The sequence below is a fragment of the Gemmata sp. SH-PL17 genome, from assembly GCF_001610855.1.
Classification (GTDB): Bacteria; Planctomycetota; Planctomycetia; order Gemmatales; family Gemmataceae; genus Gemmata; species Gemmata massiliana.
Window position 1 is genome coordinate 1,055,261 of sequence record NZ_CP011271.1, and the last position, 25,479, is coordinate 1,080,739.

19 protein-coding genes are annotated in these 25,479 nt (G+C 65.4%); 9 read left to right on the forward strand and 10 right to left on the reverse strand.

The window, feature by feature from the left end; translation table 11 throughout:
• The first annotated feature begins 64 nt into the window (after nt 1-64).
• Nucleotides 65-844, forward strand: coding sequence for a TIGR03000 domain-containing protein (locus VT84_RS04215; RefSeq protein ID WP_239465901.1), 780 nt, complete (start codon nt 65-67; stop codon nt 842-844).
• Nucleotides 845-940: 96 nt separating this feature from the next.
• Here the strand turns inward: VT84_RS04215 and VT84_RS04220 are convergent, their stop codons facing one another.
• From VT84_RS04220 to VT84_RS38075, 4 genes are all read right to left on the reverse strand, one after another.
• The gene (locus VT84_RS04220) at nt 941-2,353 is read right to left on the reverse strand and encodes a DUF1501 domain-containing protein (protein WP_082838631.1); all 1,413 of its coding nucleotides are present in this window, start codon (nt 2,351-2,353) and stop codon (nt 941-943) included.
• Between the two features lie 249 nt (nt 2,354-2,602).
• On the reverse strand, nt 2,603-4,318 hold the full coding sequence (locus VT84_RS04225) for a DUF1559 domain-containing protein (protein WP_162271585.1): 1,716 nt from the start codon (nt 4,316-4,318) through the stop codon (nt 2,603-2,605).
• 118 nt (nt 4,319-4,436) lie between these two features.
• On the reverse strand, nt 4,437-6,065 hold the full coding sequence (locus tag VT84_RS39945) for a DUF1559 domain-containing protein (protein ID WP_082838633.1): 1,629 nt from the start codon (nt 6,063-6,065) through the stop codon (nt 4,437-4,439).
• 283 nt (nt 6,066-6,348) lie between these two features.
• Nucleotides 6,349-7,323, reverse strand: coding sequence for a hypothetical protein (locus VT84_RS38075; RefSeq protein ID WP_052553135.1), 975 nt, complete (start codon nt 7,321-7,323; stop codon nt 6,349-6,351).
• Between the two features lie 432 nt (nt 7,324-7,755).
• Between VT84_RS38075 and VT84_RS04245 the strand changes: the two genes are divergently transcribed.
• The 6 genes from VT84_RS04245 to hemW all read left to right on the forward strand — a co-directional run bounded on the left by VT84_RS04245 (nt 7,756) and on the right by hemW (nt 14,093).
• Nucleotides 7,756-8,589: a hypothetical protein gene (locus VT84_RS04245; RefSeq protein WP_082838634.1), complete on the forward strand. Its 834-nt coding sequence runs from the start codon at nt 7,756-7,758 to the stop codon at nt 8,587-8,589.
• A 39-nt stretch (nt 8,590-8,628) separates the two neighbouring features.
• Complete coding sequence (locus tag VT84_RS04250; RefSeq protein ID WP_239465676.1) at nt 8,629-9,264, forward strand: sigma-70 family RNA polymerase sigma factor; 636 nt, start codon at nt 8,629-8,631, stop codon at nt 9,262-9,264.
• A 308-nt stretch (nt 9,265-9,572) separates the two neighbouring features.
• Nucleotides 9,573-10,031, forward strand: coding sequence for an anti-sigma factor domain-containing protein (locus VT84_RS42110; RefSeq protein WP_410000377.1), 459 nt, complete (start codon nt 9,573-9,575; stop codon nt 10,029-10,031).
• Between the two features lie 177 nt (nt 10,032-10,208).
• Nucleotides 10,209-11,702: an IMP dehydrogenase gene (gene guaB / locus VT84_RS04260; protein WP_052553131.1), complete on the forward strand. Its 1,494-nt coding sequence runs from the start codon at nt 10,209-10,211 to the stop codon at nt 11,700-11,702.
• Nucleotides 11,632-12,789 (forward strand): hypothetical protein, encoded by a 1,158-nt coding sequence (locus tag VT84_RS04265; RefSeq protein ID WP_157469178.1) that lies wholly within the window; start codon nt 11,632-11,634, stop codon nt 12,787-12,789. Before guaB ends, VT84_RS04265 begins: the two co-directional genes overlap by 71 nt.
• A 128-nt stretch (nt 12,790-12,917) precedes the next feature.
• Nucleotides 12,918-14,093 (forward strand): radical SAM family heme chaperone HemW, encoded by a 1,176-nt coding sequence (hemW, locus tag VT84_RS04270; RefSeq protein WP_239465680.1) that lies wholly within the window; start codon nt 12,918-12,920, stop codon nt 14,091-14,093.
• 156 nt (nt 14,094-14,249) lie between these two features.
• Here hemW and VT84_RS04275 read toward each other — a convergent pair whose 3' ends face one another.
• Together VT84_RS04275 and pyk are read right to left on the reverse strand one after the other, a co-directional pair.
• A complete protein-coding gene (locus tag VT84_RS04275) occupies nt 14,250-17,639 on the reverse strand; it encodes an Ig-like domain-containing protein (protein ID WP_082838636.1) in 3,390 nt (1,129 codons plus the stop codon).
• Nucleotides 17,640-18,082: 443 nt separating this feature from the next.
• Nucleotides 18,083-19,522 carry a pyruvate kinase gene (gene pyk / locus VT84_RS04280; protein ID WP_052553125.1) on the reverse strand — a complete coding sequence of 480 codons (1,440 nt, stop codon included), beginning with the start codon at nt 19,520-19,522 and terminating at the stop codon, nt 18,083-18,085.
• A gap of 60 nt (nt 19,523-19,582) precedes the next feature.
• Here pyk and VT84_RS04285 point away from each other — a divergent pair, with 60 nt between their 5' ends.
• The gene (locus VT84_RS04285) at nt 19,583-20,236 is read left to right on the forward strand and encodes a hypothetical protein (protein WP_082838637.1); all 654 of its coding nucleotides are present in this window, start codon (nt 19,583-19,585) and stop codon (nt 20,234-20,236) included.
• Between the two features lie 179 nt (nt 20,237-20,415).
• Entirely contained in the window at nt 20,416-21,327 is a 912-nt protein-coding gene (locus VT84_RS04290; RefSeq protein ID WP_162271586.1) for a HEAT repeat domain-containing protein, read from the forward strand.
• A 130-nt stretch (nt 21,328-21,457) separates the two neighbouring features.
• On the opposite strand, the gene VT84_RS04295 is transcribed toward VT84_RS04290, so the two are convergent.
• The 4 genes from VT84_RS04295 to VT84_RS04310 all read right to left on the reverse strand — a co-directional run bounded on the left by VT84_RS04295 (nt 21,458) and on the right by VT84_RS04310 (nt 25,277).
• Complete coding sequence (locus VT84_RS04295; protein WP_157469180.1) at nt 21,458-22,765, reverse strand: hypothetical protein; 1,308 nt, start codon at nt 22,763-22,765, stop codon at nt 21,458-21,460.
• Nucleotides 22,766-23,039: 274 nt separating this feature from the next.
• Nucleotides 23,040-23,951, reverse strand: coding sequence for a HEAT repeat domain-containing protein (locus VT84_RS04300; protein WP_082838640.1), 912 nt, complete (start codon nt 23,949-23,951; stop codon nt 23,040-23,042).
• A gap of 213 nt (nt 23,952-24,164) precedes the next feature.
• Nucleotides 24,165-24,398, reverse strand: a complete 234-nt coding sequence (locus VT84_RS04305; protein WP_082838641.1) for a hypothetical protein — start codon at nt 24,396-24,398, stop codon at nt 24,165-24,167.
• Between the two features lie 99 nt (nt 24,399-24,497).
• A complete protein-coding gene (locus VT84_RS04310) occupies nt 24,498-25,277 on the reverse strand; it encodes a metallophosphoesterase family protein (RefSeq protein ID WP_052553114.1) in 780 nt (259 codons plus the stop codon).
• Nucleotides 25,278-25,479: the final 202 nt, after the last annotated feature.

The window sequence follows — 25,479 nt, forward strand, 5'->3', positions numbered from 1 at the left end:
GCGCAACGCTCGCGGCGGGTCGAATCATTTCAGTGGGGAGCCGGAAGGAGTAACAACCGTGAAGATGCGCGCGTTCGGTTTGGCGGTCGCGGCGTGCCTGGTGCTACCCAGCATCGGGAGCGCCCAACACGTCTTCCTCGGTGTGGGGGTGACCCACGGGTACCCCTACGGTCCGCGGGTCGCGCCCGCGTGGAGCTACCCCGGGCTTTACGGCGGCCCGTTCGTCGGGTACCCGCCGCCCCTCCGCTACGGCTACGGTGGGTTCGCCGGCTACGGCTACGGGTACCCCGGCTTCGGGTACGGCTATCCCGGGTACTACGGGTTCGGGTACCCGTACTTCGGCTCTCCCGGGCGCGCGGGGAGCGTGTGGTCGAACGGGCTGAGCCTCTACGGTCCGCCGGTGCCCGTGTACGGCCCGGTCCCGGGGGTGTTCGGCAACAACGACCTCGTGCGACAGTGGCGCGCCACACCCGGGTTCGCCGGGTACGGGTGGGTGGGGATCTACGCTGCGTCGCCGCGCCCGCGGCACCTGAACGTGTCCGTGTGGCCCACGGTGGAGCAGTTCAGCAGCGGACCGGTCGCGCCCGTGCCCGCGGCGAAGAACGGCGGGAGCCTCATCCTGTCCGTGAAGGTGCCGCAACCCACGGCCGACGTGTTCGTGGACGGGAAGAAGACCGCGCAGACCGGCACCGACCGCATCTTCGAGTCCCCGCCGCTCGAAGCGGGGCAGGCGTACAAGTACACGATCACGGCGCGCTGGCTGGAACGCGGACAGACGGTGGAGATGTCGCGCGAAGTGACCGGTGCGCCGGGCGAAGTGGTCCGGGTGGACTTCGGCAAGTAACCGGCGTGAACCCCGCCCGCAAGGGCGGCGGGTGCCTCCTACCCCCGCTCTTGCGAGCGGGGTTCACCCTACTCCTCACGCGGCCGTTCCTCTTCCTCATGCCAGCACTTTCTCGATCAGTTCGCCGTGGACGTCGGTGAGGCGCATGTCGCGCCCGCCGAAGCGGTAGGTCAGCTTCTTGTGGTCGAAGCCGAGCAGGTGCAGCGCGGTCGCGTGGAGGTCGTGGACCTGCACCTTGTCCTTGACCGCGTGGTACCCGAAGTCGTCGGTTTCGCCGTAGATCGTGCCGCCCTTCGTTCCGCCGCCGGCCATCCACATCGAGAACCCGAACGGGTTGTGGTCGCGCCCGTCGCTGCCCTGGGCGACCGGCGTGCGCCCGAACTCGCCGCCCCAAATCACGAGCGTTTCGTTCAGCAGCCCTGTTCGTTTCAGGTCGGCGAGCAGGCCCGCGATGGGCTTGTCCACGGCCCGGGCGTTCTCCTCGTGCCCGCGCTTCAGGTTCGAGTGCTGGTCCCAGCGGTCGTGCCCGAGGTTCGGACAGAGCAGTTCCACGAAACGCACCCCGCGCTGAACGAGGCGCCGGGCGACGAGGCACTGGCGCCCGAATATTTCGGTCTTCGGGTCGTCGAGGCCGTAGAGCTTCTGCGTCTCGGTGGTTTCCTTGCTCAGGTCCGCGAGTTCGGGCACCGCCGTTTGCATCCGGAACGCCAGTTCGTAGTTCGCGATGGCCGCGTCGAGCGGGTCGCTGTCGCCGAACTTGTCCTTCGCCGCCGCGTCGAGCTTGCGGAGCAGGTCGCGCTTGGCGGTCCGCGTTTTCGCGCTCTCGCCGCCGGGCGGGGTGATGTCCGCGACCGGGTGCGCGCCGTTGCGGAAGATGGAACCCTGGTACGACGCGGGAAGGAACCCGTTGCCGAAGCAGTCGGCGCCGCCGGGCGGGATCAGCCCGCTCCCGAGGACGACGAAGCCGGGGAGGTCGCGGCTCTCGCTTCCCAAACCGTAGGTCACCCACGAGCCGAAGCTCGGGCGCCCCTGCTGACCGTGGCCGCTGTGCCAGAAGTAGTTCGCGTTGGTGTGCTCGGAGAAGTTGGCGACCATCGAGCGGATCACCGCGAGGTCGTCCGCGCGGGCGCCGACGTGCGGGAACAGGTCGCTCACGGGCATCCCGCACTGACCGTACTTCTTGAACTTCCACGGGCTGGCGAGCGTGTTGCCGACGTTGTTGAACTGCGTCGGTTCCACCTTCGTGGGGAACGGCTTGCCGTGGTACTTTTCGAGCGCCGGTTTGGGGTCGAACGTGTCGACCTGGCTCGGCCCGCCGTCCATGAACAGGAAGATGACCGACTTCGCCTTCGCCGCGAAGTGGGGCTTCTTCGGGGCGAACGGGTCGTTGGGGGACCGGGCCGTGTCAACGGCGCGCCCGTCCTGCTCCAGCAGGGCCGCGAGCGCGGCGGCGCCGAACCCGTTGGCGGTACGGAGGAGCATTTCGCGGCGCGAAAGGGGGAAGTGCATGGGGTGGGACTCGTTCGGAGGGCACTCGCAAATCGAGCGAAGCCCGCGACCGGGCCGCGGGCTTCCACAAAGTTTAGCCGATACCGAGGCGTCCGCAAAGCGAACACTTACCGGTGGCAACGTGGCACCGAATTACGAGCCGCGACCGCGAGGGAGCGGGACGGCGGCCTCCCGTGCCGGATGCGGCCATCGAGAACCGCGGGTGTCTCCCGCTCCCTCGCGGTCGCGGCTCGTAATTCGGAAGTCGGGCTATTCCTTCTCGTTGATGACCTCGCCGCCGTCGCGGGTGAAGAACGCCTTGAGCGTCTTCTCATCGACCGCCGTGCTGATCGCGCGGACGGAGCCGTCGCCGAAGAGCGCCTGGAACACCTTTTGGGCGCCCACCGGGTTGATCTTCGGGAGCGCCTTCTTCGGGTCGAACGGGTAGTCGCCCGGCTTCGCCCACGGCACCGCATCGTTGGTCTCGATCACCATAATTGTGTTCGAGGTGCCGTCGGTGAAATCGGTGAGTTTGAGCTTCTTGCCCGCCTCGAACGCGGCGCCCGGGCCGCTCACGGCGCGGTAGTGCGTGAGCCCGAATTCGGGCTTATCGGGAAAGGCGCCGTTCGGTGAGACGAAGGTCTTAATCATCACCTGCGAGAGTGGCTTGTTGTTGGCACTATCCCACGGCTCGTCGAGTTTAAACTGGTTGTAGAGGTTGGCTTGCTCGATGTACGGCAGGATCGCGACGCGCCAGCTCAAAATCGGTTTCCCGTTCTTGTCCACGATGTCCTGGGGCAAGTGGCCGTTGGCGTCGTGGTAGTTGTGGATCGCCAGCCCGAGCTGCTTCAGGTTGTTGGAACTCTGCATGCGCGCCGCGGCCTCGCGTACCTTTTGCACCGCGGGGAGGACGAGCGCGGCCCCGAGCGCGACGAACCCGCTGCCGACGACGAGCAGTTCCTTGGGCAGCGGCACCGCCAGCGCGAGTTCCGTGTTGTTGCGGGTGATGAACTTCGGGTCGGTCAGGATCTCGTCGAGCCGGTTGATCGCGCCGAGCCCGAACACCGTGGCCATCGCTTCGGGCAGGTCGCTCGGCGGGCGCGGGGACTTGATCTTCGGGTCGTAGAGCTTGTCTTCCAGTTCCTTCTTCGATTTCGCCAGTTCCTTGCGGCCCAGTTCGGCCAGATCCTTCACCGCTTTCTCCGCGCCCTGAGCGGCGGCGACGTCCGCGTAGGTCGCGCGCAGGTCGACCCGGGCGTCGGCGCCGAGGTCCACCGCGAGCGTGAGCTGCTTCGCTTGCAGGATCGCGCGGCCCTCGGGCGGGACGTCCTTGAAGGCGTTCGGCGGGATCGGCAGCGCCGAGATATCGGCCGACGCGACTAGCACCTTGCCGGACGCGGCGAGCTTGATCGCCGGGGTCAGCGGGCCGTCCTTGGCGGGTTCTTTGGAGAGGTAGTAGTTGAGCGACCCGCCGTAGCCGATGACGATGTGTTTGTCGTCGGGGAAGTAGAGTTCCACCTCGTGGTCCGGCGTGCGGTACACCGTCTTCGAGCCCACCTTCTCGGTGGTGTTGTTGGGCAGGTACAGTTTCACCACTTTCGCCGGATCGAACGCGGCGGAGAACGCCAGGATGCCGACCGCTTGCGGCTTCTTCTTGTCGTCCAGCATCACGAACGCGGTGCCGCGCGAGATCGAGGACGGCGCGGGGATGAACTGCGCGTCGAGGGCGGAAAGGGCCTTCGGCCCGGCCTTTTCCCACGTCTTGCGGAACCCGTCCATCACCTCGTTCTTCCACAGTTCCGCGAGCCCGACGTGGACGAACCCGACCGCGTCGGCCGGGACGAGCGCGAGGTCCGCCGGGAGGTCGCCCGGTTGCGCCGCGGAGAGGGAGCTCGATTGCGGGGCCGCGTCGGGCTGTAACGCGGTCACCGCGGCGGCCAGTGCCGCGACGACGGCGAAACCGCCGGTTCGGAGTGCGAATCGCATTTTCAGGGTGCTCCTTGTGGTGGGCGAACGGCCAGTGTGAGCGGACCGGGGTGTTCCACTCAATTGAGTGAAACACATACCAATCCACTCACGCTGGCCGTTCACCGGGTGGGTGAGGTTAGAAGTCGTTACCGATTACTTCGCCGCCGCTCCGGGTAATGAGCGCGTTGAGCGTTTCCTTCGCAGGAATTTTTGACAGCGTGCGGACCGAGCCGTCGCACATGGCGACCTGGGCCTTACCGTTCACAACCAGCCCGATCAGCTTGCTGTTGTCCTTCTCCGGGTCGAACTCCAGTTCGTCCGGCTTGGTCCACGGGACCGCGGTCGCGCCGGTCGCGCACATGAACGTGTTCGAGGTGCCGTCGGTGATTCCGATGAGTGACGTGCCCATGAGCCAGTCGAAGCTGGCCCCGTTACCGACGAACACGCGGTAATAGGTGTCCGTGTCGCCCGGCTTGGACTTGCCCGGCATCGCGTACACCTTGGGCATTTTGGCGATGAGCTTCTTGTTGTGCTCGCTGTCCCACGGCTCGTCGAGCTTGAACTCCTTGTACAGCGCGTCCTGCTCGATGTACGGCAGGATGAGGACGCGCCAGCTCAGTTGCGGCTTGCCCTTCTTGTCGCACACCGCGGCCGGCGGGAACGCATTGTTCGCGTCGTGGTAGTTGTGCATGGCCAGCGCGATTTGCTTCAGGTTGTTGGCCGACGAGCTGATGGACGCTTTTGCTTGGAACGCCTGCACGCCGGCCGCGTAAGCGGTCGCGAGCGGGAGGTCCGTGAGCGAGAGCGTCGCGGTCGCGCGGGCCTCGGTGTCGTCCACCTCGAACTTCGCGCCCTTCGCGGCCGCCACGACCGCTTTTAGCGCCTTCACCACGTCCTTTAAGCCCTCGTTGTCGGCCGCGCCTTTTTCGAGGTTCGGTAGCTCACCCGTGAGTTCGTCGCCGAGCAGTTTGGCGAGCGCGGCCAGCGCCTTCTCCGCGTCCACGGCCTGGGCCGCGCGCTTGGTCTTCACGCGGACGTTGAGGTCGAGGGACTTGCCGAGGTCGAGGGTGGCGGTGAGCGCAGTGGCGTGGAAGAGCGGCTGGAACGGGCGCACCTGGGCCGGGAGATTGTCCATCCGGATCTCGTCCGGGAGGCTACCGAGCGCGGTGCCCACGACGAGCGTGTGCTTGCCGCTCGCCGCGGCTTTAATGGCCGACGAGAGCGGGCCTTCGTCCGCGGGCAGGCGCGGCTTCGCGTACTCGTCGTCGAGCCCCACGAGAACCAGTGCCGTCTTCTCGTCCGGGGCGGACACCTTAGTTTTCGCGTTCTTGAGGAACAGCTCCGCGAGGCCGTCTTCCAATTTCTTTTTGTCGAACGCTTTGGTAAAGGTGAGGACGAATCCGACCCGGTCGGTGTCCTGCGGTTGCTTGAGGTTCGGGTAAAACACTACGACGTTTTTGAGATCCGTGATCTTCATGCCGGACACCTTGGTCGCGGCACCTTCGAGCAGGCCGAACGTGTTTTTGTCCGCGTCGCGGAAGCTCTTGGTCGCTTCGTGGGACCAGATTTTGGCGGCATCCGCGTACAGGAAGAAGGCCGCGTCGTTCGGGACGTACCGCAGTTCGATTGGGAGCTGGCCGGCGGGTGGTTGGGCGGCGGCGGGTAGCGTTGTGCCGAACGGGGCGATTGTAACGATAGCTGCGACGAGTAGGGCGAGTGACGCCCATTGGGTCGCGCGCCAGCGGAAACCGGGGGAACGACTCATGTTGAATCTCCGGATCGAGTTCCGGTCGGGGCGACCGGGGCGGACCTGCACGGGAAATTCGATCGAAATTCAAAAGAAATGCAAACCATTTCTGGGGTTTCCCGTTACACTCCCATAGACGCCTCACCCGGCCGGTGATTTCACCGACCCGGATTCACTCTCCCCGAGCTGCTCATTCGCGTTTCCCGAACGCGCGGCTCGGGGAGTGAATTTGGGTAGGCGTCGGCTCGCACAAGTGCTGCACTGCGAACGAAATGGCGGCAAAATCATTCGCCGGGAGTTTTCACCGCGACCCCCGGCGAACAGGACTCGCGCGGAACACCTCTACTGAGGCAGGCGGAACATGGTCCGTTCGTTGTACCGGTCTCTGGTTTGGGCTACCTTTGGCTTGTCCGTTCTCGCACTCCTGCCGTTGACGCAAGTCCTGAAAGCGCAGCCGCCGAACGGTCGGTACCGCGCGCCCGCGAGCTTCTCTTACGTACCGCAAGGTGCCTGGCGCCCCGCGGGTTCTGTCCTGGGCAACAACCTGGGTAACATTGGGAACAACGGCGGGAACAACCAGGGTAACATCGGGAACCAGGGTAACACCGGGAACCAGGGTATCCAGGGTAACCAAGGCGGTATCCAGGGCGGCGGTATTCAAGGTGGCTTCGGTGGCGGCGGTATTCAGGGCGGCTTCGGCGGCGGTGGTATTCAAGGTGGCTTCGGTGGCGGTGGGATCGGTGGCTTCGGTGGCGGTGGGATCGGTGGCTTCGGCGGTGGGATCGGCGGCGGTGGTTTCGGTGGTGGTGGGTTGGGCGGCGGGATTGGTGGTGGGATCGGTGGGATCGGCGGTATTGGTGGTGGGTTGGGCGGTGGTATTGGTGGCGGGATCGGCGGTGGGATTGGTGGGATTGGTGGAATCGGCGGTAACATTTCGCAGTTCCCGACGATCGGTAGCTACCTCGGTGGGGCCGGTGGTGGCGGGATCGGCGGCGGCATTGGCGGTTTCGGTGGTGGTATTCAGGGCGGTTTCGGCGGTGGTATTGGCGGTATCGGTGGCGGCATTCAGGGCGGCTTCGGCGGCGGTATTGGCGGTATCCAGGGTGGCTTCGGTGGCGGGATCCAAGGTGGTTTCGGTGGCGGTATCCAGGGCGGTTTTGGCGGTGGTATTGGCGGCATTCAGGGTGGTTTCGGCGGTGGTATCCAGGGTGGCTTCGGTGGCGGGATTGGCGGTTTCGGAGGTGGTATTCAGGGCGGTTTCGGCGGTGGTATTCAAGGTGGCTTCGGTGGCGGTGGCTTCGGTGGTGGTAAAAACATTGGCTTCAGCGGAAACGCGGCTTACTAAGCCACTTCATGCAGGACTTTGAATTGCGCACCGCCGACCCGATTTTTCGGGTCGGCGGTGTCGTTTTGATCGCATCTTTACGGAACCGGATGGCACGCCCTCCCCGGCAGAATAATTCAAGACAATCACTGCATTTCCCCGCGATTACTCCGGTGACTCGACTCGGTGTCACATCCGCGCTACCGGATATTCTTTCCGATCACTCGCGCAAGTTCCCCCAATCAGCGCATTTAGCACCTAACGTGGGCGCCGATCGAAGTGGTCGGTTCGAGGCGCTCGCGCAGCACACCGGGTGTCTGGCACCGGCACGTCCGGCCGGTCGAACCTGCGCCCCGCGGATTCTCTTCATGAGGTGAGCGTGCCATGTTTGGATCTCTCCAACGGCGGCTAACTTGGCTGGCGTGCGGCTTGGGCGTGCTCGCCCTTTTGCCCCTTTCGGGCGTCCTCAAAGCGCAACCGCCGGGTGGCCGGTACCGGTCGGTCGCCAGTTTCTCCTACGTTCCCCCGGGCGCGTGGCGCGCGCCGGGTGGCACTCAGGGAAATAACCAAGGCAACACGGGGATCACCGGAACCGCGGGCAACACCGGGAACACCGGTGTGAACGGCGGGAACGCCAACGGGTTCACCGGTCAGTTCGGTCAGAACGGGTTCTCGGGCCAATTGGGGCAGTCCGGTCAACTCGGTCAGTTTGGTCAATTCGGGCAGACGGGTCAGTTCGGTCAGAACGGCTTCAATGGTCAGTTCGGCCAGAGTGGGAACGCCGGGGCCGGGACGAGTGGGTCCATCATGACGTACCCGACGATCGGGAGTTATCTGGGGACCGGAACCGGTGGCTTCGGCCAGCTCGGGCAGATTGGAAACAGTGGCCAATTCGGGCAGATGGGGTTCAGCGGCCAACTCGGGTTCGCGGGTCAGTTCGGGCAACAGGGCCAGATGGGTTTCAGTGGCCAACTTGGTTTTGCGGGTCAATTCGGGCAATTGGGCCAGTTCGGACAGGGAGCGTTGGGGCAGTTCGGACAGAACGGCTTCAATGGTCAGTTCGGCCAGTTCGGGCAAACCGGATTCGGAGCCGCGGGGCAGTTCAGTATGTTCGGCCAGGGGGCGTTCGGTCAGTTCGGGCAGATCGGGTTCGGTGCCGGTGGCCAGTTCGGTGCGGGGGGGAAAGCGTTCGGATTCAGTGGCGGATCGGGTTACTAGTTGATTTCTCTACCTATAACGAAAATTGAGACGCGGCCCGTGGCTCCGGTCACGGGTCGCGTTGTTTCGTGCATCCGCTGGCGCGCACGCGACGAATGGTGTCGCGTCTGGCGCGCCGCGGGCCAGGGGGCGGATCTGGTGACGGACAGCGTGCTCCCACGGATCGCGGCCGGCGACCCGGCCGCCGTGCCGGACTGCATCGCCCGCTACGGCGGGCTGGTGTGGTCCCTGGCGCGGCGGTTTCTGGGCAACCCCTCTGACGCCGAAGACGCCGTTCAAGACGTGTTCATCGAGTTGTGGAAGAACGCGGGCCGGTACGATCCCTCCCGTTCGTCTGAGCCTACTTACGTAACCATGATCGCACGCCGCCGGTTGATCGACCGGAAACGACGGACCGGCCGCGCCCCGACCGCACAAACACTGGCCGACGAGCCGGTGGAGCCGGTGACGGTCGCGCGCATCGACATTGAGGACGAGGCCGCGAAAGCCGCAGCCGTTCTCGCCGAGCTGCGCGAGGACGAGCGCCGGGTGATCCAGCTCGCCGTTTATCAGGGACTCACGCACGAAGCGATCGCCGCCCAAACCGGGCTGCCGGTCGGTACCGTAAAGACACACATTCGCCGCGGGCTGATCCGCGTGCGCGAGCGGCTCACGGCCGGGGGAGGGGCGTCGTGAATACCGATCCCCGACTCGACCGACTGGACGACCTTTTGGCTCGTGAAGCCACTCAGGGGTTAACGTCCGACGAGACAATGGAACTGGACGCGCTACTCGAAGCGTATCCGGACGAAGACCCGGACGCGCTCGAACGCGCGGCGGCCGCGGTCCATTTGGCGTTCATCGACACTCCGGACCCGCTTCCCACGCATCTGGCCGAGCGGCTTCAACTTGCGGCGACCGTGTTGACTCCGGTCTCGCCCGCAGCGGCCAAACCGACCCGTTCCCGTTCCCGGTCCGCATGGGGAACGTGGGCGGGCTGGGCTGTGGCCGCGTGCTTGATCGGTGTGCTCGTTTACACGCAGTGGCCCAAAGACGTGTCGGTAGTGCAAGGCCCGGAAGAAGAGCGGCTGAAACGCGATCGACTCACCAAAGACGCCACGGCACAGGCCGCGAAGTTCGCAGGAGAGCAGGCCGGGGCCGCCGGTGAAGTCGTGTGGAGTACGGCGAAGCAGGAAGGGTACCTCGAAGTTCGCGGACTCCCCCCCCTCGACCCAACTAAAGAGCAGTACCAGCTCTGGATCGTGGACGGTGGGCGCGCCAAGAAGGAGCCAGTGGACGGCGGGGTGTTCGACGTGAAGCCCGACGGTACCGTCCTCGTGCGCGTGCGTAACCCCATTCTGGTCAAGGACGCGAAAGCGTTCGCCGTCACCAAAGAAACGGCCGGCGGTGTGGTGGTCAGCGACGGCCCAATGCTCCTGGTGCTCACGCCGAAACAGGGTTAATGCTGGAGGTGAACCCCGCCCGCGAGGGCGGTGGGTGCCCGTAACACGTTACGTACCCCGCTCACGAGGGCGGTGGTTCATTTCAGCTATTCGCAGCGCGCATTCTGTAACGCGGATTGACTCAACTCCCTATAATCCCAGACCACACCATTTCGCGCCTTTCGCCACGGAGCCGCCATGCAGGACCGCATTGCGTATCAGGGGATTACATTCGATGACGTGCTGCTGGAGCCGGGGTACAGCGATCTCGTGCCGAAAGATACGGACGTCCGCACTCAACTGACCCGGAACGTGCGAATCAACGTTCCGATCATTTCCAGCCCGATGGACACCGTCACCGAGAGCGAGCTGGCCATCGCGCTCGCCCAAGAGGGCGGGATCGGGATCATTCACAAGAACCTCACCGTCGCTCAGCAGACCCGCGAGGTGGACAAGGTGAAGCGGAGCGAGAACGGGATCATCACCGACCCGATCACGCTCCCGCCCGACGACACCGTCGGGCACGCGCGCAAGATCATGGAGGATCACCACATCAGCGGCGTGCCGATCACCGTGAACGGCGTCCTGAAGGGGATTCTCACGCGGCGCGACCTCAAGTTCCTCGACGACAACGAACAGAAGCTCGAAGAGGTGATGACGAAGCGGAACCTCGTCACCGCGCCCGAAAACACCACCCTCGACGCGGCCGAAAAGCTGCTCACGAAAAATAAGGTGGAGAAATTGCTCCTAGTAGACGATCAATTCAGACTGAAGGGATTGATCACGATCAAGGACATCGACAAGACGCAAAAGTTCCCGAACGCGGCAAAGGACGCGCGGGGGCGGCTGAAGGTCGGGGCGGCGATCGGGGTCCGCGACTTTGAACGGGCCGCGTCGCTGATCGAGGCCGGGGTGGACGTGCTGGTGGTGGATTCCGCCCACGGGCACAGCCGCAACGTGATCGAAACGGTGCGCGAGCTGAAGAAGCGGCACTCGATTGACGTGATCGCGGGGAACGTGGCGACCACCGAGGGCGCCCGGGCGCTGGCCGAGGCCGGCGCCGACGGCGTTAAGTGCGGCATCGGGCCGGGGTCGATTTGTACAACGCGGATCGTGTCGGGCGTGGGCGTGCCCCAGATGTCGGCGATCGCGAACGTGGTGAAGGGGCTGGCCGGGACGGGCATCCCCATTATTGCGGACGGCGGCATTCGGTACAGCGGCGACATCACGAAGGCACTCGCCGCGGGCGCGTACTCGTGCATGATCGGCGGGCTGTTCGCGGGGCTGGCCGAAAGCCCCGGGCAGCTCATCCTGTACCGCGGGCGGTCGTTCAAGCAGTATCGCGGAATGGGTTCGCTCGGTGCGATGATGGCCGGCAGCGCCGACCGCTACCAACAGGGCGGGGGCGGCGGGTCCGGTCAGCCGACGAACGGGAAACTGGTACCCGAAGGGGTCGAAGGGCGAGTTCCGTTTAAGGGCCACCTGGCCCCCTTTGTATACCAGTTGGTCGGCGGCGTGCGGGCCGGAATGGGGTATTGCGGCTGCAAGACGCTCGATGAGTTGCGGACCAAGGCCCGGTTCATTCAAGTGACCGCGGCGAGTGTGCAGGAGAGCCACCCGCATGACATTGCTATCACGCAGGAAGCGCCGAACTACAGTTCGGTTGATTACGCCGGGGACAGCGGGGGCTAAGGCCGCTCTGTTCTTGGCGCTGGTCGCGGGGCCGGCCCTCGCGCAGCCGCCCGGCACCCAGCCGCAGGCGCAACCGTCGAACACCCAGCCGGGGGCACTCCCGCTCCCGCCCGGGTACCGGCCCCGAACGCCACCGCCGCAAGCGCAACCACAGCCCGCGCGCCCCGCGCCCGGGGCGACGCCCGGTTCAGCCGGAACCGTGATGTACTTCCAGAAGGCGGCCGACGCGCTCACCGCGACCGGTGGCGGGCTGCCGAGCGCGACCGAAAACTTGGGCGTCGCGCAGTTGAAGGACAAGGAACCGGCGCGCGGGTCGGCGATTCCCGACGTGCCGGCGGTTCCCTCGCTCAACCTCCCGCCGCCCGAGCGCACGTTCGCGCCGCCGGTTCAACCGTCCACGGTCCCGACCGGGTTCGCGGCTCAGCCCGGCCCCAAGGGGGGCGGGTTCCTGCCCGAAAAGAAGGTGGGGAACCCGATCCCGCCCGTCGACCCGCGCGAGATCCAGTTGCCGTCGCGCGACAAGATCTTCACGGTCTACAACGACCCCGAACTGGAACGGGCCATCATGTTCCAGACGATCCGGGACCGGATCGCCATTACCGAGAAGCAGATCCGCGAAGAGAAAGATCCGGGGGAGATTCAGAAGCAAGAGCGGACACTGCAGGAACTCAAGGCTATCAAGGAGCCGAAGGACAGCGGGTACCAGTTCCCGCCGCTGCCGGTGATTTCCTCGCCGGGCGTGGCGTACCAACCGAAGACGGCGGCATACGCGCCGCACACGATGTACCTCGAACCGGGCTACGTGGTTCACCGGCGCCTGCACTTCGAGGAGCGGAACGCCGAGCGCCAGGGCTGGGATCTCGGGCCGCTCTCGACCCTCGTGTCCGCGGGCACCTTCTACCGCAACGTGCTGTTGTGGCCGCAGAGCCTCGTGTCCGGGTGCCGAACCGGGTTCTGGGACACCAGCGCGGGTAAGTGCTTGCCCGGCAGCCCCAGCCCGTACTACCTGTACCCGCCCGGCCTGACCCTCACGGGCACCGTCGCGGAAGCGGGCATCATCACCGGGGCCGCGTTCCTGTTCCCGTAAGGACCGGTTCCGAGTTCGGGGTTCCAGAGTTCCAAGCTAAAAACAGACCCGGCGGGTGTTTCCCGACCGGGTTTCTTCGTTTCTGCTAACTTGGAACTCTGGAACTTGGAACTCTGGAGCTTGGAACTTTGGAACTTGGAACTCTGGAACTTCTCGCTCCCTGGCTCGACCCGCGGACCGCTTACATCCACGTCCCGTTTTGCGCGCACCACTGCGGGTACTGCGACTTCGCGGTAACCGCGGGACAGGATCACCTCATTGACCTGTACCTCGACGCGCTCGCGGCCGAACTCGCGACACTGGGCGCCCCGCGCCCGGTCGAGAGCTTGTTCATTGGCGGTGGAACGCCCACGCACCTGTCTGCGAATCAGTTGGAACGCTTGCTGGAGGCGATCACGCGCTGGCTGCCGTCGGCACTCGAAGGTACCTCGCGCGAATTCTCTATTGAGGCCAATCCCGATTCACTCACCGAAGAGAAGGCGGCGGTGCTGGCGGCAGTCGGCGTGAACCGCGTGAGCATCGGGGTGCAGTCGTTCCGGCCCGAGTCGCTCGCGGTTCTGGACCGGCGTCACGCGCCGGAGCATATCGGGCGCGCGGTCGAAGTGACGCGAAAGCACATTGCCACGGTGTCGTTCGATTTGATCTTCGGGGCGCCGGGTTCGACGCTCGCGAGTTGGTGCGCTGATTTGGACGCCGCGCTCGCGTTCGCGCCGCAGCACGTTTCCACTTACGGGCTGACCTACGAGAAGGGGACACCGTTGTGGAAACGGCAGCACCGCGGGCAAGTCGCGCCGGTGCCGGAGGACGACGAACTCGCGATGTACGAGCGCGCGATGGACCGGCTCGCAGAAGCCGGGTTCGAGCACTACGAGATATCGAACTTCGCGCGCCCCGGGTTCCGGTGCCGACACAACGAGCGGTACTGGGCGAACGAGGCGTATTACGGTTTCGGTGTGGGAGCCGCGCGCTACGTACACGGCGCACGCGAACTGAACGTGCGCGACACGAAGCTCTACATTCGCAAAGCACTGAGTGGAGAGCCGGTCGCGTTCCAGCGCGAAGAACTGGAACCGCGCGCGCGGGCCTTCGAGACGATGGCGACACAACTCCGGCGCGCGGACGGGATCAACCGCACGCGCTTTCACGAGCAAACCGGCTTCGCGTTGGACACACTGGCTCCTGCCGCACTCGCGCTTCTGCGTGAAAACGCTCTCGTGAGCGACAACGGATCGGACGTGCGGCTCACGCGCCGCGGGAAGTGTGTCGCCGATGCCGCGGTGTCGGAACTGCTGAAGGAAGCCTGATTCGTAGGTCGGGCCGTGCCGACAGCGTTTGACTACAAAGCAACACACCCGCTCGTTAGCACTCGCGGTTCGCCTTGGCGTTTGGCGAACCGCGAGTGCTAACGAGCGGGTGTAGATCAAACGCCGGGCACAACCCAACCTACTACGCAAACCACATTACGCCTTCACCAGAATCGCGCCCTCGCCGTTGCGGAGCGTCACCGACGTGACGTACTGGCCCAGCGTGCCGTTCGAGTTCACGATGCGGTACGTGCCGTTCAGTTGGTGCGTCGTCGCGGTGTTGTCCGCGGTCGTGCCCTCGCCCTTGCCCTGGGCGTAGGAGAGCGGCTTGTACAGCACGAGGGCGTTCTCGTACTCGCGCGAGAGCACCCGGTAGGTGAGGTCCGTGTTCGCCGGATCTTTGCCCGTTGCGAACGTCTTCATCGTGCCCACCGGGGCGCCGACGTCCACGTTTACGACCGGGGTCCAGTGCCCGGACCACGAGGTGGAGGGGCTGTCGCCGCCGTAGAACATCAGGAACGTGCGGTCCGGGTCACCGACCAGGTAGTAGTAGGCGAGCGTCGCGACCTGCGTGCGCGAATCGAACCGGCTCCCCCCCTCGGGGCTGCTGTCGATCACGAGGTACGGGTTCCCGGTTGTACCCAGGCGCCGGTTGATGAGCGCGACCGCGTCGCCCACCTCGGACCAGTTGGCGCTCATCGGGCGGATCAGGAACTCCTCGAACGCGCCGCCCGAGTTCGCCACGATCGGGTCCGCGGTCGTCGCGCCGCCGGCCGTGTTCGCCAGCACCCACTTCGGGCCGATCGCGCGGGACACGGAATTCATCAGCGCGCCGGAGTCCTCGCTGAAGGTTCCGGTCGGCTCCAGGACGCTGACGCCGGGGAACGGGAGCTTCCCGGTCGCGTTGTCCATGAAGATGCCGTCGGCGTTCGGGTACCCGGCCAGCAGGCGCTGGTGGTAGTCGGCGGCCCAGTGGCGCACCGCCGCGGACGACGGGTTGGTGACGTACCGCATCTGCCCGTAGTACGGGTAGAACAGCCGCGACTCGTACACGAACCGCGCGTCCATCCCGGCCTGCCGGTTGGCGTACTCGGCGTCGCTCAGGTACCCGTCGTGGTTCGCGTCGGCGGAGTAGTCGAACGCGGGGATGGTGCCGGTCTGCCCGCCGTTCGCGTTCACGTAGTCGCGCCCGAAGACGGTGAGCAGTTCCGCGCCGTTGGCCGCGGTCCCGCTCGTGACGCGGAACCGGACCGAGAAGAGCCGCGCGCCGCCCGGCGTCATCGAGGAGGCCACCCAGTCGCTCGGCGGGTCGAAGGTGATCTGCCCGGAGGCCGTCAGCCCGTTGGTGCCGTCCTTGTTCAGCGCGAGCGTCTTCCACGCGGTCGGGTTGCCGTTCGCGTCCACCGCGGTCGCGTACTCCCACGTTCCGGACCACCCGCTCGACGCGCCGCGTGCGAGCGTGATGTTCATTTCGCGGAACTTCTCCACGAACCCGACCGAGGTGGACGTACCGGCGGCCCCGAACTGCACGTTGGACGAGCGCCCACCCCGCGCCGCGGAGGTCACGTCCGTCGGGGTGGCGGTGCCGTTCGACTGGTACACGCCCCAGAACCAGGTCACCGGCTGCGACGACGGGCTGGTGCCCTGGAACGCGGTCGCCTTCGTCACGTGGTAGAACGCGAGTTCGCGCGACGCCCCGGTGCGGTCCGCGTACTGGAGCCAGTCCGTGAGCAGGCCCTGGTAGAGGTTGCTCACGTTACTGTAAATGAGCTGCGGCGTGTTCGGTGAGGCGCTATTGATCGTGTTCAGGTAGCTCGGGTTCGGGATCACGAGGTCGATGCTGTTCTTGAGCAGGTACTGCTCGAACGAGTCGCCGACGGGCGTCCCGCTGTACGCGAGCATCGCGAGGCGGATGTAGTCGTAGTGCTTCGGGATCACCGGGTCCGGGAGCGGGTCCATGTTCGGGTTGGACACCGTGAACGTGAAGTCCTCCTCGGCGACGTTCCCCGCCTGGTCGAACACGCGCACGACGAGCGTGTACGTGCCGTTGACCACGGTGGTGCTGTCGAACGTCCAGTCGGCCGGCCCGGTCGCGGAGATCGCCCGCACCACGTTGTTCAGCCGGAACTCGATGCGGTTGAAGTCCCCGGTGACGGTCGCGCGGAAGGTGACCTCGCCCGTCACGTTCCCGGTCCCGTTCACGCGCGTCACGTCGACCTGCGGCCCGCTCGCGGCGCCGATCGGCTTCGCATCGAAGTCGTCGACCGTCAGGGTGCCGGAGACCGCGGCCTTGCGCCCGACCCCGGCCTTCCCGCCGCCGGTGATGCTCGAATCGCTGAGCGTCACGGCAAAGTCCGGGCTGTCGGACCAGGTGCCGTTCGGCGTGAGCCACTGCCGCGTGTCCGGGCGGTACAGTTGCACCTTCAGTTGGTTGCCCTCGACGGTCAGGCGTGCCCGCACCCATTGTCCGCTGAGGTACGCGGAGGACTTGACCGACGCGAGCACCGTTTCGGTACCGTTCACCACCTTCACGAGCTTGGCCTCCAGCCCGCGCGTGAGGGTGATCGCGTAGTAAGTGGGAGTGGAGCCCTGGACGTTCGTCCCGCGGGCGAAGATCTGTGCGGGGATGAGGCTGTCCAGGTAGATCGCGGCGGACACGTCCACGCCGGCCGGTAAATCGGTGTTCGACCACGCCCGGGCCGTCGTGTTGGAAAGCCCGTTGGAGGCGAAACCGTTGTCCGGACTGAGGGCGCGCGTGAGCGTCGTCTTGAAGCCGCCCGTGGAATCGGAGGCCCAAGTGTTCCACGTGGTCGGCGCCGATCCGACCGGGGTGGTGTCGAACGTCTCCGTGACGCTCGGCGCCGTGCTGAACCCGGAGAAGTCGTCGAGCTGAACGGCGCCGTAGTACAGCCCGTTCCGCCCGACCCCGATCTTGCCGCCACCGGTGATGGCCGTGGTGGTGGAAATGACGCTCGTTTGCGCGGCCTGCCACGTTCCGTTGGCCGCGAGGTACTGCCCCGTGTCCTGGCGCACGACCTGGACCTTAACGCTGCTGCCCTCGGGGACCAGCGAGACGCGGACCCACTGACCGGAGAAGTACGACGAGGTCGGCGAAGAAACCGTCCCCAGGACGCGCGTGCTCGCGCCGTTGACCTCCAGGAGCTGCACCTTCAGGCCGCGCGTGACGACCGCGGCGAGGTAGCTCCGGTCGCCCGATTCGAGGTTCGTGCCGCGTGCGAACACGTACATCGGGACGAGCGAATCGACCTTGAGCGAGACCTCGGCGCCGGTGTCGGCGTCGAACGTCGACGGGTACCACGTCATCGAGGACGTGCGGCTCCCGGCGCTCGACACGAGACCGGCGGACCCGTCCGCGCCCTGACCGGTCGCGCTCGTGAACGTGGTGGTTCCGTCGCTCGCCCACGACGACCACCCGCTCGGGAGGGCGGGCGGCGCTGTGGTGTTGAAGGTTTCGGTGAAGAGGGGGGAGAGGTTCTCGCGGACTTCGAGCGTTTCGAGCGAAAGACACGTGCGCGGTTGTGACATGGTGCGGCGTTGCTCCTCAACGTTGTGTGTCAGCCCGCGAACGGGTGGCCGCGAAGCGCTGGTGAGCCAGCGCGGTTCGGGCCGTTCGTGACCGTGGGTCGTGTTGTCTCCTAAAACTCGGTCGCCGGTTGAGGTGGCGGAGAAGAATTGCGCGCACGATGTCGGAAGCCGCCGGATTCATGCCGTTACCGCACCGAGGACGGGCGCGACACGCACGACACGAACGGTTTCACATGGGAAGTAGTGCGGGCAGAGACAGATGTGCGGGCGAACTTAGTCTCTAAGCGATTTCATGAGAAGGAGAGGAAGGCGACCTACCCCCCGTCCCCCTCCCTAAAGGGAAGGGGAGAAAGAACGGTCGTTCAACAGCCATGATCTCTACGATTTCGTATGCCTGCACCCCTTCCCTTTAGGGAGGGGGACGGGGGGGAGGTCGCTCCCCTCTACGGCTCGCAGGACGTGCCGCCTTCGCCGACGCGAACGACGCGGACGGTGGGGAACCGCGGGCCGCCCGCGATCGGGTGCCCGGCGAGGATCACGACGCGCTCGCCCGGGGCCACCGTGCCGGCTTTGAACGCATCTTCCACAGCGGTGGCCATGCGGTCCCCGCCCGGCGCGACCGGTGTCATACGCACGGGCGTGATTCCCCACACGAGCGCCAGGCGCTGTAATATCGCGTCGGTGGGCGCGACCGCCACGACGGGCGTCCACGGGCGGTTCCGCGTGACCAGTTTGGCCGTGCGCCCCGAGAGCGTCGGTGTCACGATGGCCGAGGCGTTCACCTCGTCGGCGAGCGAGCACGCGGCCAGGGTGATGGTGTTGTCGATGTCGTCGCTGGCCGCGTCGAACGACATCGTGTGGGGCGTGCGCGAGTGGCGCAGGTGCGATTCGGTTTCGACCGCGATACGGTGCATGCACGCGACCGCCTCGATCGGGTACGAGCCGACGGCCGTTTCGCCGGACAGCATGACGGCGTCGGTGCCGTCGAAGATCGCGTTCGCCACGTCGCTCGCTTCGGCGCGCGTCGGGCGCGGGTTGTTCCGCATCGAGTCGAGCATGTCCGTCGCGGTGATGACCGGCTTCCCGGCCGCCCGCGCTTCGGCGATCAGCCTCTTCTGCACGGTCGGCACGCGCTCCAGTGGCAGTTCGACGCCCAAATCTCCGCGTGCCACCATGATCGCGTCGAACGCGGCTACGATCGCCCCCGCGCGCCCGACCGCTTCGGGGCGCTCGATCTTCGCGAGGACCGGAACGTTCATTCCCAGAGCCGCACACGCGGCGCGCACTTCGTCCGCGGCTTCCGGCCCGCGCACGAACGAAACCGCGACCCAATCCACCCCCGCGCGCGCGGCCACAGCCAGCGCGCCGTGGTCCCGTTCGGTGAGCGCGGCCATCGTGAGCGGCGTGTCCGGCAGGTTCAGCCCCTTGTTCGGGTGGAGCGTGCCGCCCACCACGACCCGGGCGACGACGCGCCCGTCGCTGATTTCGCCCGCTTCCAGTTGGAGCCGCCCGTCGTCGAGGAGCATCCGGTGCCCGGGGCGCACGTCCGCGAGCATCTCCGGTTCGGTGATGACCAGATCGGAAACGTCGACCGGCGTGCTCGTGAGCGAGAAGTGGACCTTGTCCCCCGCGTTGAGGAAGCGGAGCGAGGAAATCTTCACGCGGAGCTTCGGCCCGGGGAGGTCGGCGAGGACCGCGGCGAATTTGCCCACGCGCTGAGCGGCCGCGCGGAAGTTCGCGACCCGGCCGATGTGTTCTTCTGGTGCGCCGTGGGAGAAGTTGACGCGGGCCACATCGACACCGGCCCGCAGGATCGCGTCCAGAACGTCCGGTGAATCGGTCGCCGGCCCGAGCGTGGAGACGATCTTCGTTCGGCGACTCATTGCGCACTGCTCCGTCGAGTAAACTGGGGCTGCTGAGTACAAGGAGAGGAGAGGTGATGTATGGCAGAAGCGGAGCGGGTTCAATCGCATCCGGCTCGCGATACGGGTGCGGTCGTTGTGATGTTCAGCGTCCTGGCCGCCACCAACGGGGTTCTTTCGCTGTTCGACCCCGCACAAATGAACCCCCAGCACCCGGCAATTCAGGAAACGGCGTTCGGAGTGGTAATAGGGTGGGTGACAGGCTTCTCGCTCGCGTTCGCCCGGCGCCGCTGGGAGCCGGCGACGATTTTCGTGCGCGCCATCTACACGTGGGGCTGCGCGATGTGCGTACTTCACATTGTGGTCGCGTTTCACCTCGCACACGGGTGGTCGCACGAGGTGGCGTGGGAGCACACGCGAGAGGTGGGCGGGTACGGCAACGGGATCTTCGTGAACTATGCCTTCGCGCTGGTGTGGTTCGCAGATGTGGTGTGGGCGTGGGTCGCGTTCGATTCGTACCTGAGCCGACCCCGTTGGATCACGTGGGCGGTTTACGGGTTCACGGGGTTCGTTGTGTTCAATGCCAGCGTCGTGTTTAACACCGGCTTCACCCGGGCCGTCTGTGCTCTGCTCTTCATCGCCCTTGCTCGAATCACCTGGAACGATTGGCGGACCCGCGGGTATTCGCAACAAGAGGCCAACGCGGAGGACCGGGGCGGTTCGGAAGCTCAATGAACTTTCACGCAACGAACATAGCGGCTCTCGCCCGTGCTGAATTTTCGGCCCCATGCCCAATCCAAAGTTCGCGCACAGTCAAAACGTAGTGAGTCGGTTGCCGCATGGTGAGGGTGAGCTAAGGTTGTCAGTGGTTGCCAGGAGTCAACCGCTCGGTTCCTGTGGTGAGCGACGGAAGCGTGCAACAACCAGGTGCGACCGCCGACGATCCGCTGCCCGCACTCGTTCGTGCGCTGCGGAGCACGAACGTGGTGGACCGGCAGCGTGCGGCCAAGGATTTGGGGCGCCTGGGGTGGCTCGCGCGCGACGCGATGCCCGCCTTGGTTCGCGCTCTCGACGACGAGAACGCCAAGGTGCGCGAAACGGCCGCCCACGCGATCGGCGGAATGGGGCCGGACGCGCTCGGGACACTCGTCCTGATGCTCGGCCACGCCGACAAGTACGTTCGGCGGAACGCGGTTTGGGCACTCGGGAAACTCGGCCCGCTCGCACGTCCCGCTCTCGAAGACTTGTGTAACTCGCTCAAAGACCCCGATCCGCGAACCGCGTCCGGCGCGGCTCAGGCGCTTGGTAACATGGGGGCGGACGGCGCGGAGAGCGTCCCGCTTCTGGCGGAAGCGATGCGCGGGACGAACATCGTGCTGTGCCGGCTCGCGTCCAAGGCGCTGAGTCAGATCGGTGCGCCGGCGCTCGCGACTCTCATCGCGCACTTGCAACACGCGGACCCGTTCGTGCGGGCGGAATCGGCCATCGCCATCGGCTGGATGGGCGTTTCGGCCCGGTCCGCGGTCCCGTTCCTCGCTCGTGTGCTTCGCGGGCCCGAGTGCCCGCTCACGCGCACGCCGATTTCGTCCCTCACGCCGACCGCCATCGAAATGCCGAACAGCGAGGCGCTCACCCCGGCTCAATTGCCCGTTCCGGACCCGACTTCATCGGAAATGACCTGCCGGGTCCACGCGGCGCAAGCACTGGGGCGGATCGGATCTGCGGCCTCGGGCGCGCTGGTGGATCTGCGCGAAGCGGCCCGCAGCGGCGCCGAACCTCTGCGCCAGGCCGCGCAGCAGGCGATCCGGCTGATTCAGGGAGCGTAACGAAGTACGATCGTGCCCTGCGGAAAATGGTTTCCCATCTTTGCCCCGCAAGGGCTATCAGCCACACATCTCGGCCGCCCGCGTAGTCGGCGGCGCAGCATCGGATCAGTAATCTGTAGCGGATTGCTTGCTAGTTGCGTCCGCCTGCTCCTTGGAGTGGTCGTTCGAGGAACCCCTGCCACACTTTGTCGGTGCCGTTCGTTCCGAGAACGAGTCGCTTTGCCGGTCCCGAGAACTTGGAAGGCTCGAAGTAATACTCGTTGACCTGACCAAGCCCGGATGGGTCCGCGAACCGCGCGAGCGCGATCTGTCCCGCGCGCACCGGCTCTTTTTGGGACTTAACTTGCGTGCGAACCGTTCCGTCGGGCTCGATGGATACGGCGACCGTGTCCAGGCGGAGCGTGACCGGCGGTTGAAGAAGGTATCCATCTTGTGTTTCGAGCTTCCCGTCGGTGTTGACGTGGAAGCGCCCACGCCGCGTGAACCGGCGCTCGCCCGCGGGCGTTTGGACCTCAAAAAAACCTTGCCCCTCGATCGCGAGATCGAAGCATCGAGCCGTGGGAACGAACTGCCCCTCCGGTTGCAGCGGAATGTACGATGTCCGGTCGAGGTAACCCTGGCGCACGATGCCCACGTGCTTAACGCCGGGGGCACTTTCGACGGCTTCGCCCGACTGCCTGCATTCCTTGTAATACGGCCCTTTCACCTTTACCAACTCACCCAGCTTGGGGAACTGATACAAGTTGAGTTGGCCGATGGAAACCGCCACATTGTGGTCCGTTCCTAACTGTGTGGAAGCGTGGCCATCCAGCCCGACCGAAAGGGCAATGGCGTTTCCCGGAAGGAATAGCCGCGGTTCGAGCACGTAGCCTTCGGCGGTCACGATCCGGCCCTCGTCATCAAGGTGGAAGCGCCCGTATCGAGTGAACAGTCGCTCTCGGGTCGGGGTAACGACCCGGAAGAATCCTGCCCCCTCGATCGCGAGGTCGAACATCCCATTAGTACGGGTAACGTTCCCCCTTGGTACTCGCGTAAATGTGGCAATCGGGGGAACGTTAATCGCGCGCTGACGGAACTTCCCCGCGCCATTCTTGCCCGGTTTGCTCACCTTGGGTGGGCCGGATTCGTTGGTTCCGACCTCGTAGCCGCGCTCGAACGGCAGCAAATGTTGCGGGTGGGCGAACCGGTAGAGGAGAATTTGGCCGAGCGGCTGGGGCTTGTGATTTGGCACAATCGCGTGAACTAGACCGTCACTGGCAACCACAACTGTGGTCGCAGATTCGGGCACGGTGATTTGGGGAGAGAGGAGATAACCTTCGCTTGTTTCCAGGCTGCCTTGAACATTCCGGTGCAACCGTCCGACGCGCGTATACAGACAGTCCCCACAAGAGTTCGTGGCTTGGAAGTACCCGTCCCCTTCGATCGCAATGTCGAGCATTCGGTCTGTCGCGACTAGCTTTTCCTTTTGAAGAATCGGGAGAAATGGGCGAGCGTGAGCTTCTTGCGTGAATGCAAGAAGTGCGAAGGTTACCAATCCCATCGGGATCTCCTCCCCGAGTTTTAGGGTTGAAATCCCTCCGACAGTATCGAGTTGAGGTGACCGAAGCAAGGGCGTGTTAGTTCAAGAAATGGCTTAACGTCTGCTCTCTATCAGCATTCACAGCCTTGTTCTCGCTGGTATGTCGGGGAACAAGGCTGCGCGTTCTTCACATCTACTTAGGCTGCTTCAACTTGCTGATGGGAAGGGGCGGAGACACCACCGACGGGAGGTCCGGCTGGAACGGAGGGAGCGTCGGCACGTATTCGGATACTGTCGGTACGGGTACGTGCTGAACGAGCGGCGGTTCTGGCGTGTGCTTCGGCGGCGTGCTCATCGTGACGGCCGGTACCGCGGGCTTCTTCGCCAGCGGCGGTTCGTCCCTTGAAACCACCAGTGGCGGGAGGTTCAGCGCCGCGCGAACCGCGGACCGCGGACCGGGCAAGATGTTCGGCCAGAACAGCCGCGGACCGGGTTGTGGCGTGGGGCGGGCTGCGACCGGCGGGAGCTGCGGGACGGGCGTTGCCGCGATGGGCTCCGTTGGAGGCGAAGCCACGGGCACGGGCGGCGCAGGGATGAAGGCCACCACCTGGCGCGGACCGGACGGGCTGGCAATGGGCGGTTCGATCGTCTGGTTGCCGGTGCCGTCCTCGTTCTTCGCGGTACGGTAGCCGTTCAGGTGATACACCCACAACGCCCGCTTCGCTGCGAGGCGCACTAGCGGCGACGGATCGTTATCGAGGGCCATTTCCAACGCGGCGCCGGCTTGCGGAACCACTTCATTCAACTGGCGGAGCGAGTTCGCGGCTTCGGCCCGAACCCCGGCGGACGTGTCTTTGCGAAGTGCGGTGATCAGAGTGGGGGCCGCGTCCGGGCACATGCGCGGATCGGCGCCGCCGAGTTCATCGGCCGCGGTTTTGCGCTTCTTTTCGTCGGGATCGCTCTTCAGCGTTTCGATCAAGGCGCGGGCTTTCGCCTCGTCCACCGCTTTCGCCTTCCGAACAAACAGACTGTCGGCCTTGGCGTCGGCCGCGCTGATTGCGGAGAGCGCGAAAAAGAACGTGAGTAGGAACCGGGTGCGCGACACGAGGGAGCTCCACGAATGGTCTCCCCCCGTGGGCGCGGGCTTCGAGGGAAGAACTCAAATAGGAGATCGTCCCGGTGGCGGCTATGTTGCCGGAGTTTTGGGAAAATGGGAGGGCGCGGGGATTTGCCGGACCGCTACGCACGGCAAGCCGGTCGTAATCGACCGGCCCGCCCGCTCGTGCAATTAGAATTGGCTTGTTAATCGGCGAAATCACTAGAACCCACCGAGCCCGCCGCCCCCCGGTCCGCCGCCCTTGTTCCGGTCCCGGAGGTTCTCTTCCTTCTTGGGAGTGGGCGGCGGGCGGTACGTCGCTTTATCGGGTTCGTTGTAGCGCGTCTCGTTCGGCGGGAGCTGGTAGTCCTCGCGCTGCGGACTGTTCACGTTGTACTTGTCCTGGTAGCACCCGACCGCCGCGCACGCGACGACCAGGGCAAGTAGCGCCCGCATGTCTGCACTCCCACGTTCGTGTTTCGGCCCGGATATAGCCGGATGAACCTGGGATGCAAGGGGAATGTTTCCGCCCCTCGCGTGAACACGCGGTTCGACTCAGTGGGCGATCTTCCCGTTTCCGTTCCCATTGCCGTTTCCGTTCCCATTGCCGTTGGACAGGGAACCGTTGCGGAGCAGCCACTTGGTCGGGAGGCCGCCGGTGCGGAAGACGTCGGTGAGCATGAGCCGGGCGGTCGCGTCGCGGACGGTTGCTTCCATTGCGCCCACCGTTTCTTCGATCGCGTACTCGATGCGCTTCAACTGCACGTCGTCGCCGTCGATGATCGCGTAGGAGGCGTGCGGGTTGCCGTCGCGCCCGATCCCGACGCTGCCGGGGTTCACGACGAGCGTGTTGCGCACCCGGAGCGTGTAGGGCACGTGCGTGTGGCCCGTGAGCACGTAATCGACCTTCAGGCCCGCGAGCCGCGGGTACCAGAACGCGGGATCGGCCGGGGCGTACTCGTCCATCGGGTCACGCGGGGTGGCGTGAACGAGCAGGAACCGCTTGCCGTTGAGTGTAAACATGCGGGACGTGGGCAGTTCGGCGAGGTAGCGCCGTTGGTCCCCCGAAAGGGTCGCGACCGCGATCGGGCGCGTCACCGACGTGAGGAAGCGGAACCCGCCGGCGCCCTGAATGTCGACGTTCTGTGCGACGCCGTGGTCGTGGTTCCCGCGCACGCAGTAGGTCGCGTTCTGGCGCACCCAGTCCACGCACCACGCCGGCTCCGGGCCGTAATCGACGATGTCACCGACACATAGGCACACGTCGAACGGCTCGCGGATCGCCTCAAGCGCGGCCCTGTTGCCGTGGATGTCCGCGACCACCAGAACGCGCATGCAAACGGCCTCCTATCGCGAATTCTAGAACGCGAACGGGTGGGTGATGGAAAACCGGGTGTAAAGCACGGGGGCAGTAGACAACGTAGTCAGCAGAGATCAAGACCAAAGATCAAATTAGAATATTCTCGGATTTTGTCGCGTGGGTGATTGGATGAGGGTGCGCGGGCGTAATTGACCCGGCGAACGCGAAAATTCTCAG

What these genes read in the sequence shown, in the direction of transcription:
- VT84_RS04295 (WP_157469180.1), bottom strand. Translation starts at nt 22,765, where the DNA reads ATGCTCGACATTGCGATCGAAGGGGACGGGTACTTCCAAGCCACGAAC.
- VT84_RS39945 (WP_082838633.1), bottom strand. Translation starts at nt 6,065, where the DNA reads ATGAGTCGTTCCCCCGGTTTCCGCTGGCGCGCGACCCAATGGGCGTCA.
- VT84_RS04265 (WP_157469178.1), top strand. Translation starts at nt 11,632, where the DNA reads ATGACATTGCTATCACGCAGGAAGCGCCGAACTACAGTTCGGTTGATT.
- VT84_RS04220 (WP_082838631.1), bottom strand. Translation starts at nt 2,353, where the DNA reads ATGCACTTCCCCCTTTCGCGCCGCGAAATGCTCCTCCGTACCGCCAAC.
- VT84_RS04225 (WP_162271585.1), bottom strand. Translation starts at nt 4,318, where the DNA reads ATGCGATTCGCACTCCGAACCGGCGGTTTCGCCGTCGTCGCGGCACTG.
- VT84_RS04245 (WP_082838634.1), top strand. Translation starts at nt 7,756, where the DNA reads ATGTTTGGATCTCTCCAACGGCGGCTAACTTGGCTGGCGTGCGGCTTG.
- guaB (WP_052553131.1), top strand. Translation starts at nt 10,209, where the DNA reads ATGCAGGACCGCATTGCGTATCAGGGGATTACATTCGATGACGTGCTG.
- VT84_RS04310 (WP_052553114.1), bottom strand. Translation starts at nt 25,277, where the DNA reads ATGCGCGTTCTGGTGGTCGCGGACATCCACGGCAACAGGGCCGCGCTT.
- VT84_RS04275 (WP_082838636.1), bottom strand. Translation starts at nt 17,639, where the DNA reads ATGTCACAACCGCGCACGTGTCTTTCGCTCGAAACGCTCGAAGTCCGC.
- pyk (WP_052553125.1), bottom strand. Translation starts at nt 19,522, where the DNA reads ATGAGTCGCCGAACGAAGATCGTCTCCACGCTCGGGCCGGCGACCGAT.
- VT84_RS04285 (WP_082838637.1), top strand. Translation starts at nt 19,583, where the DNA reads ATGGCAGAAGCGGAGCGGGTTCAATCGCATCCGGCTCGCGATACGGGT.
- VT84_RS04215 (WP_239465901.1), top strand. Translation starts at nt 65, where the DNA reads ATGCGCGCGTTCGGTTTGGCGGTCGCGGCGTGCCTGGTGCTACCCAGC.
- VT84_RS04305 (WP_082838641.1), bottom strand. Translation starts at nt 24,398, where the DNA reads ATGCGGGCGCTACTTGCCCTGGTCGTCGCGTGCGCGGCGGTCGGGTGC.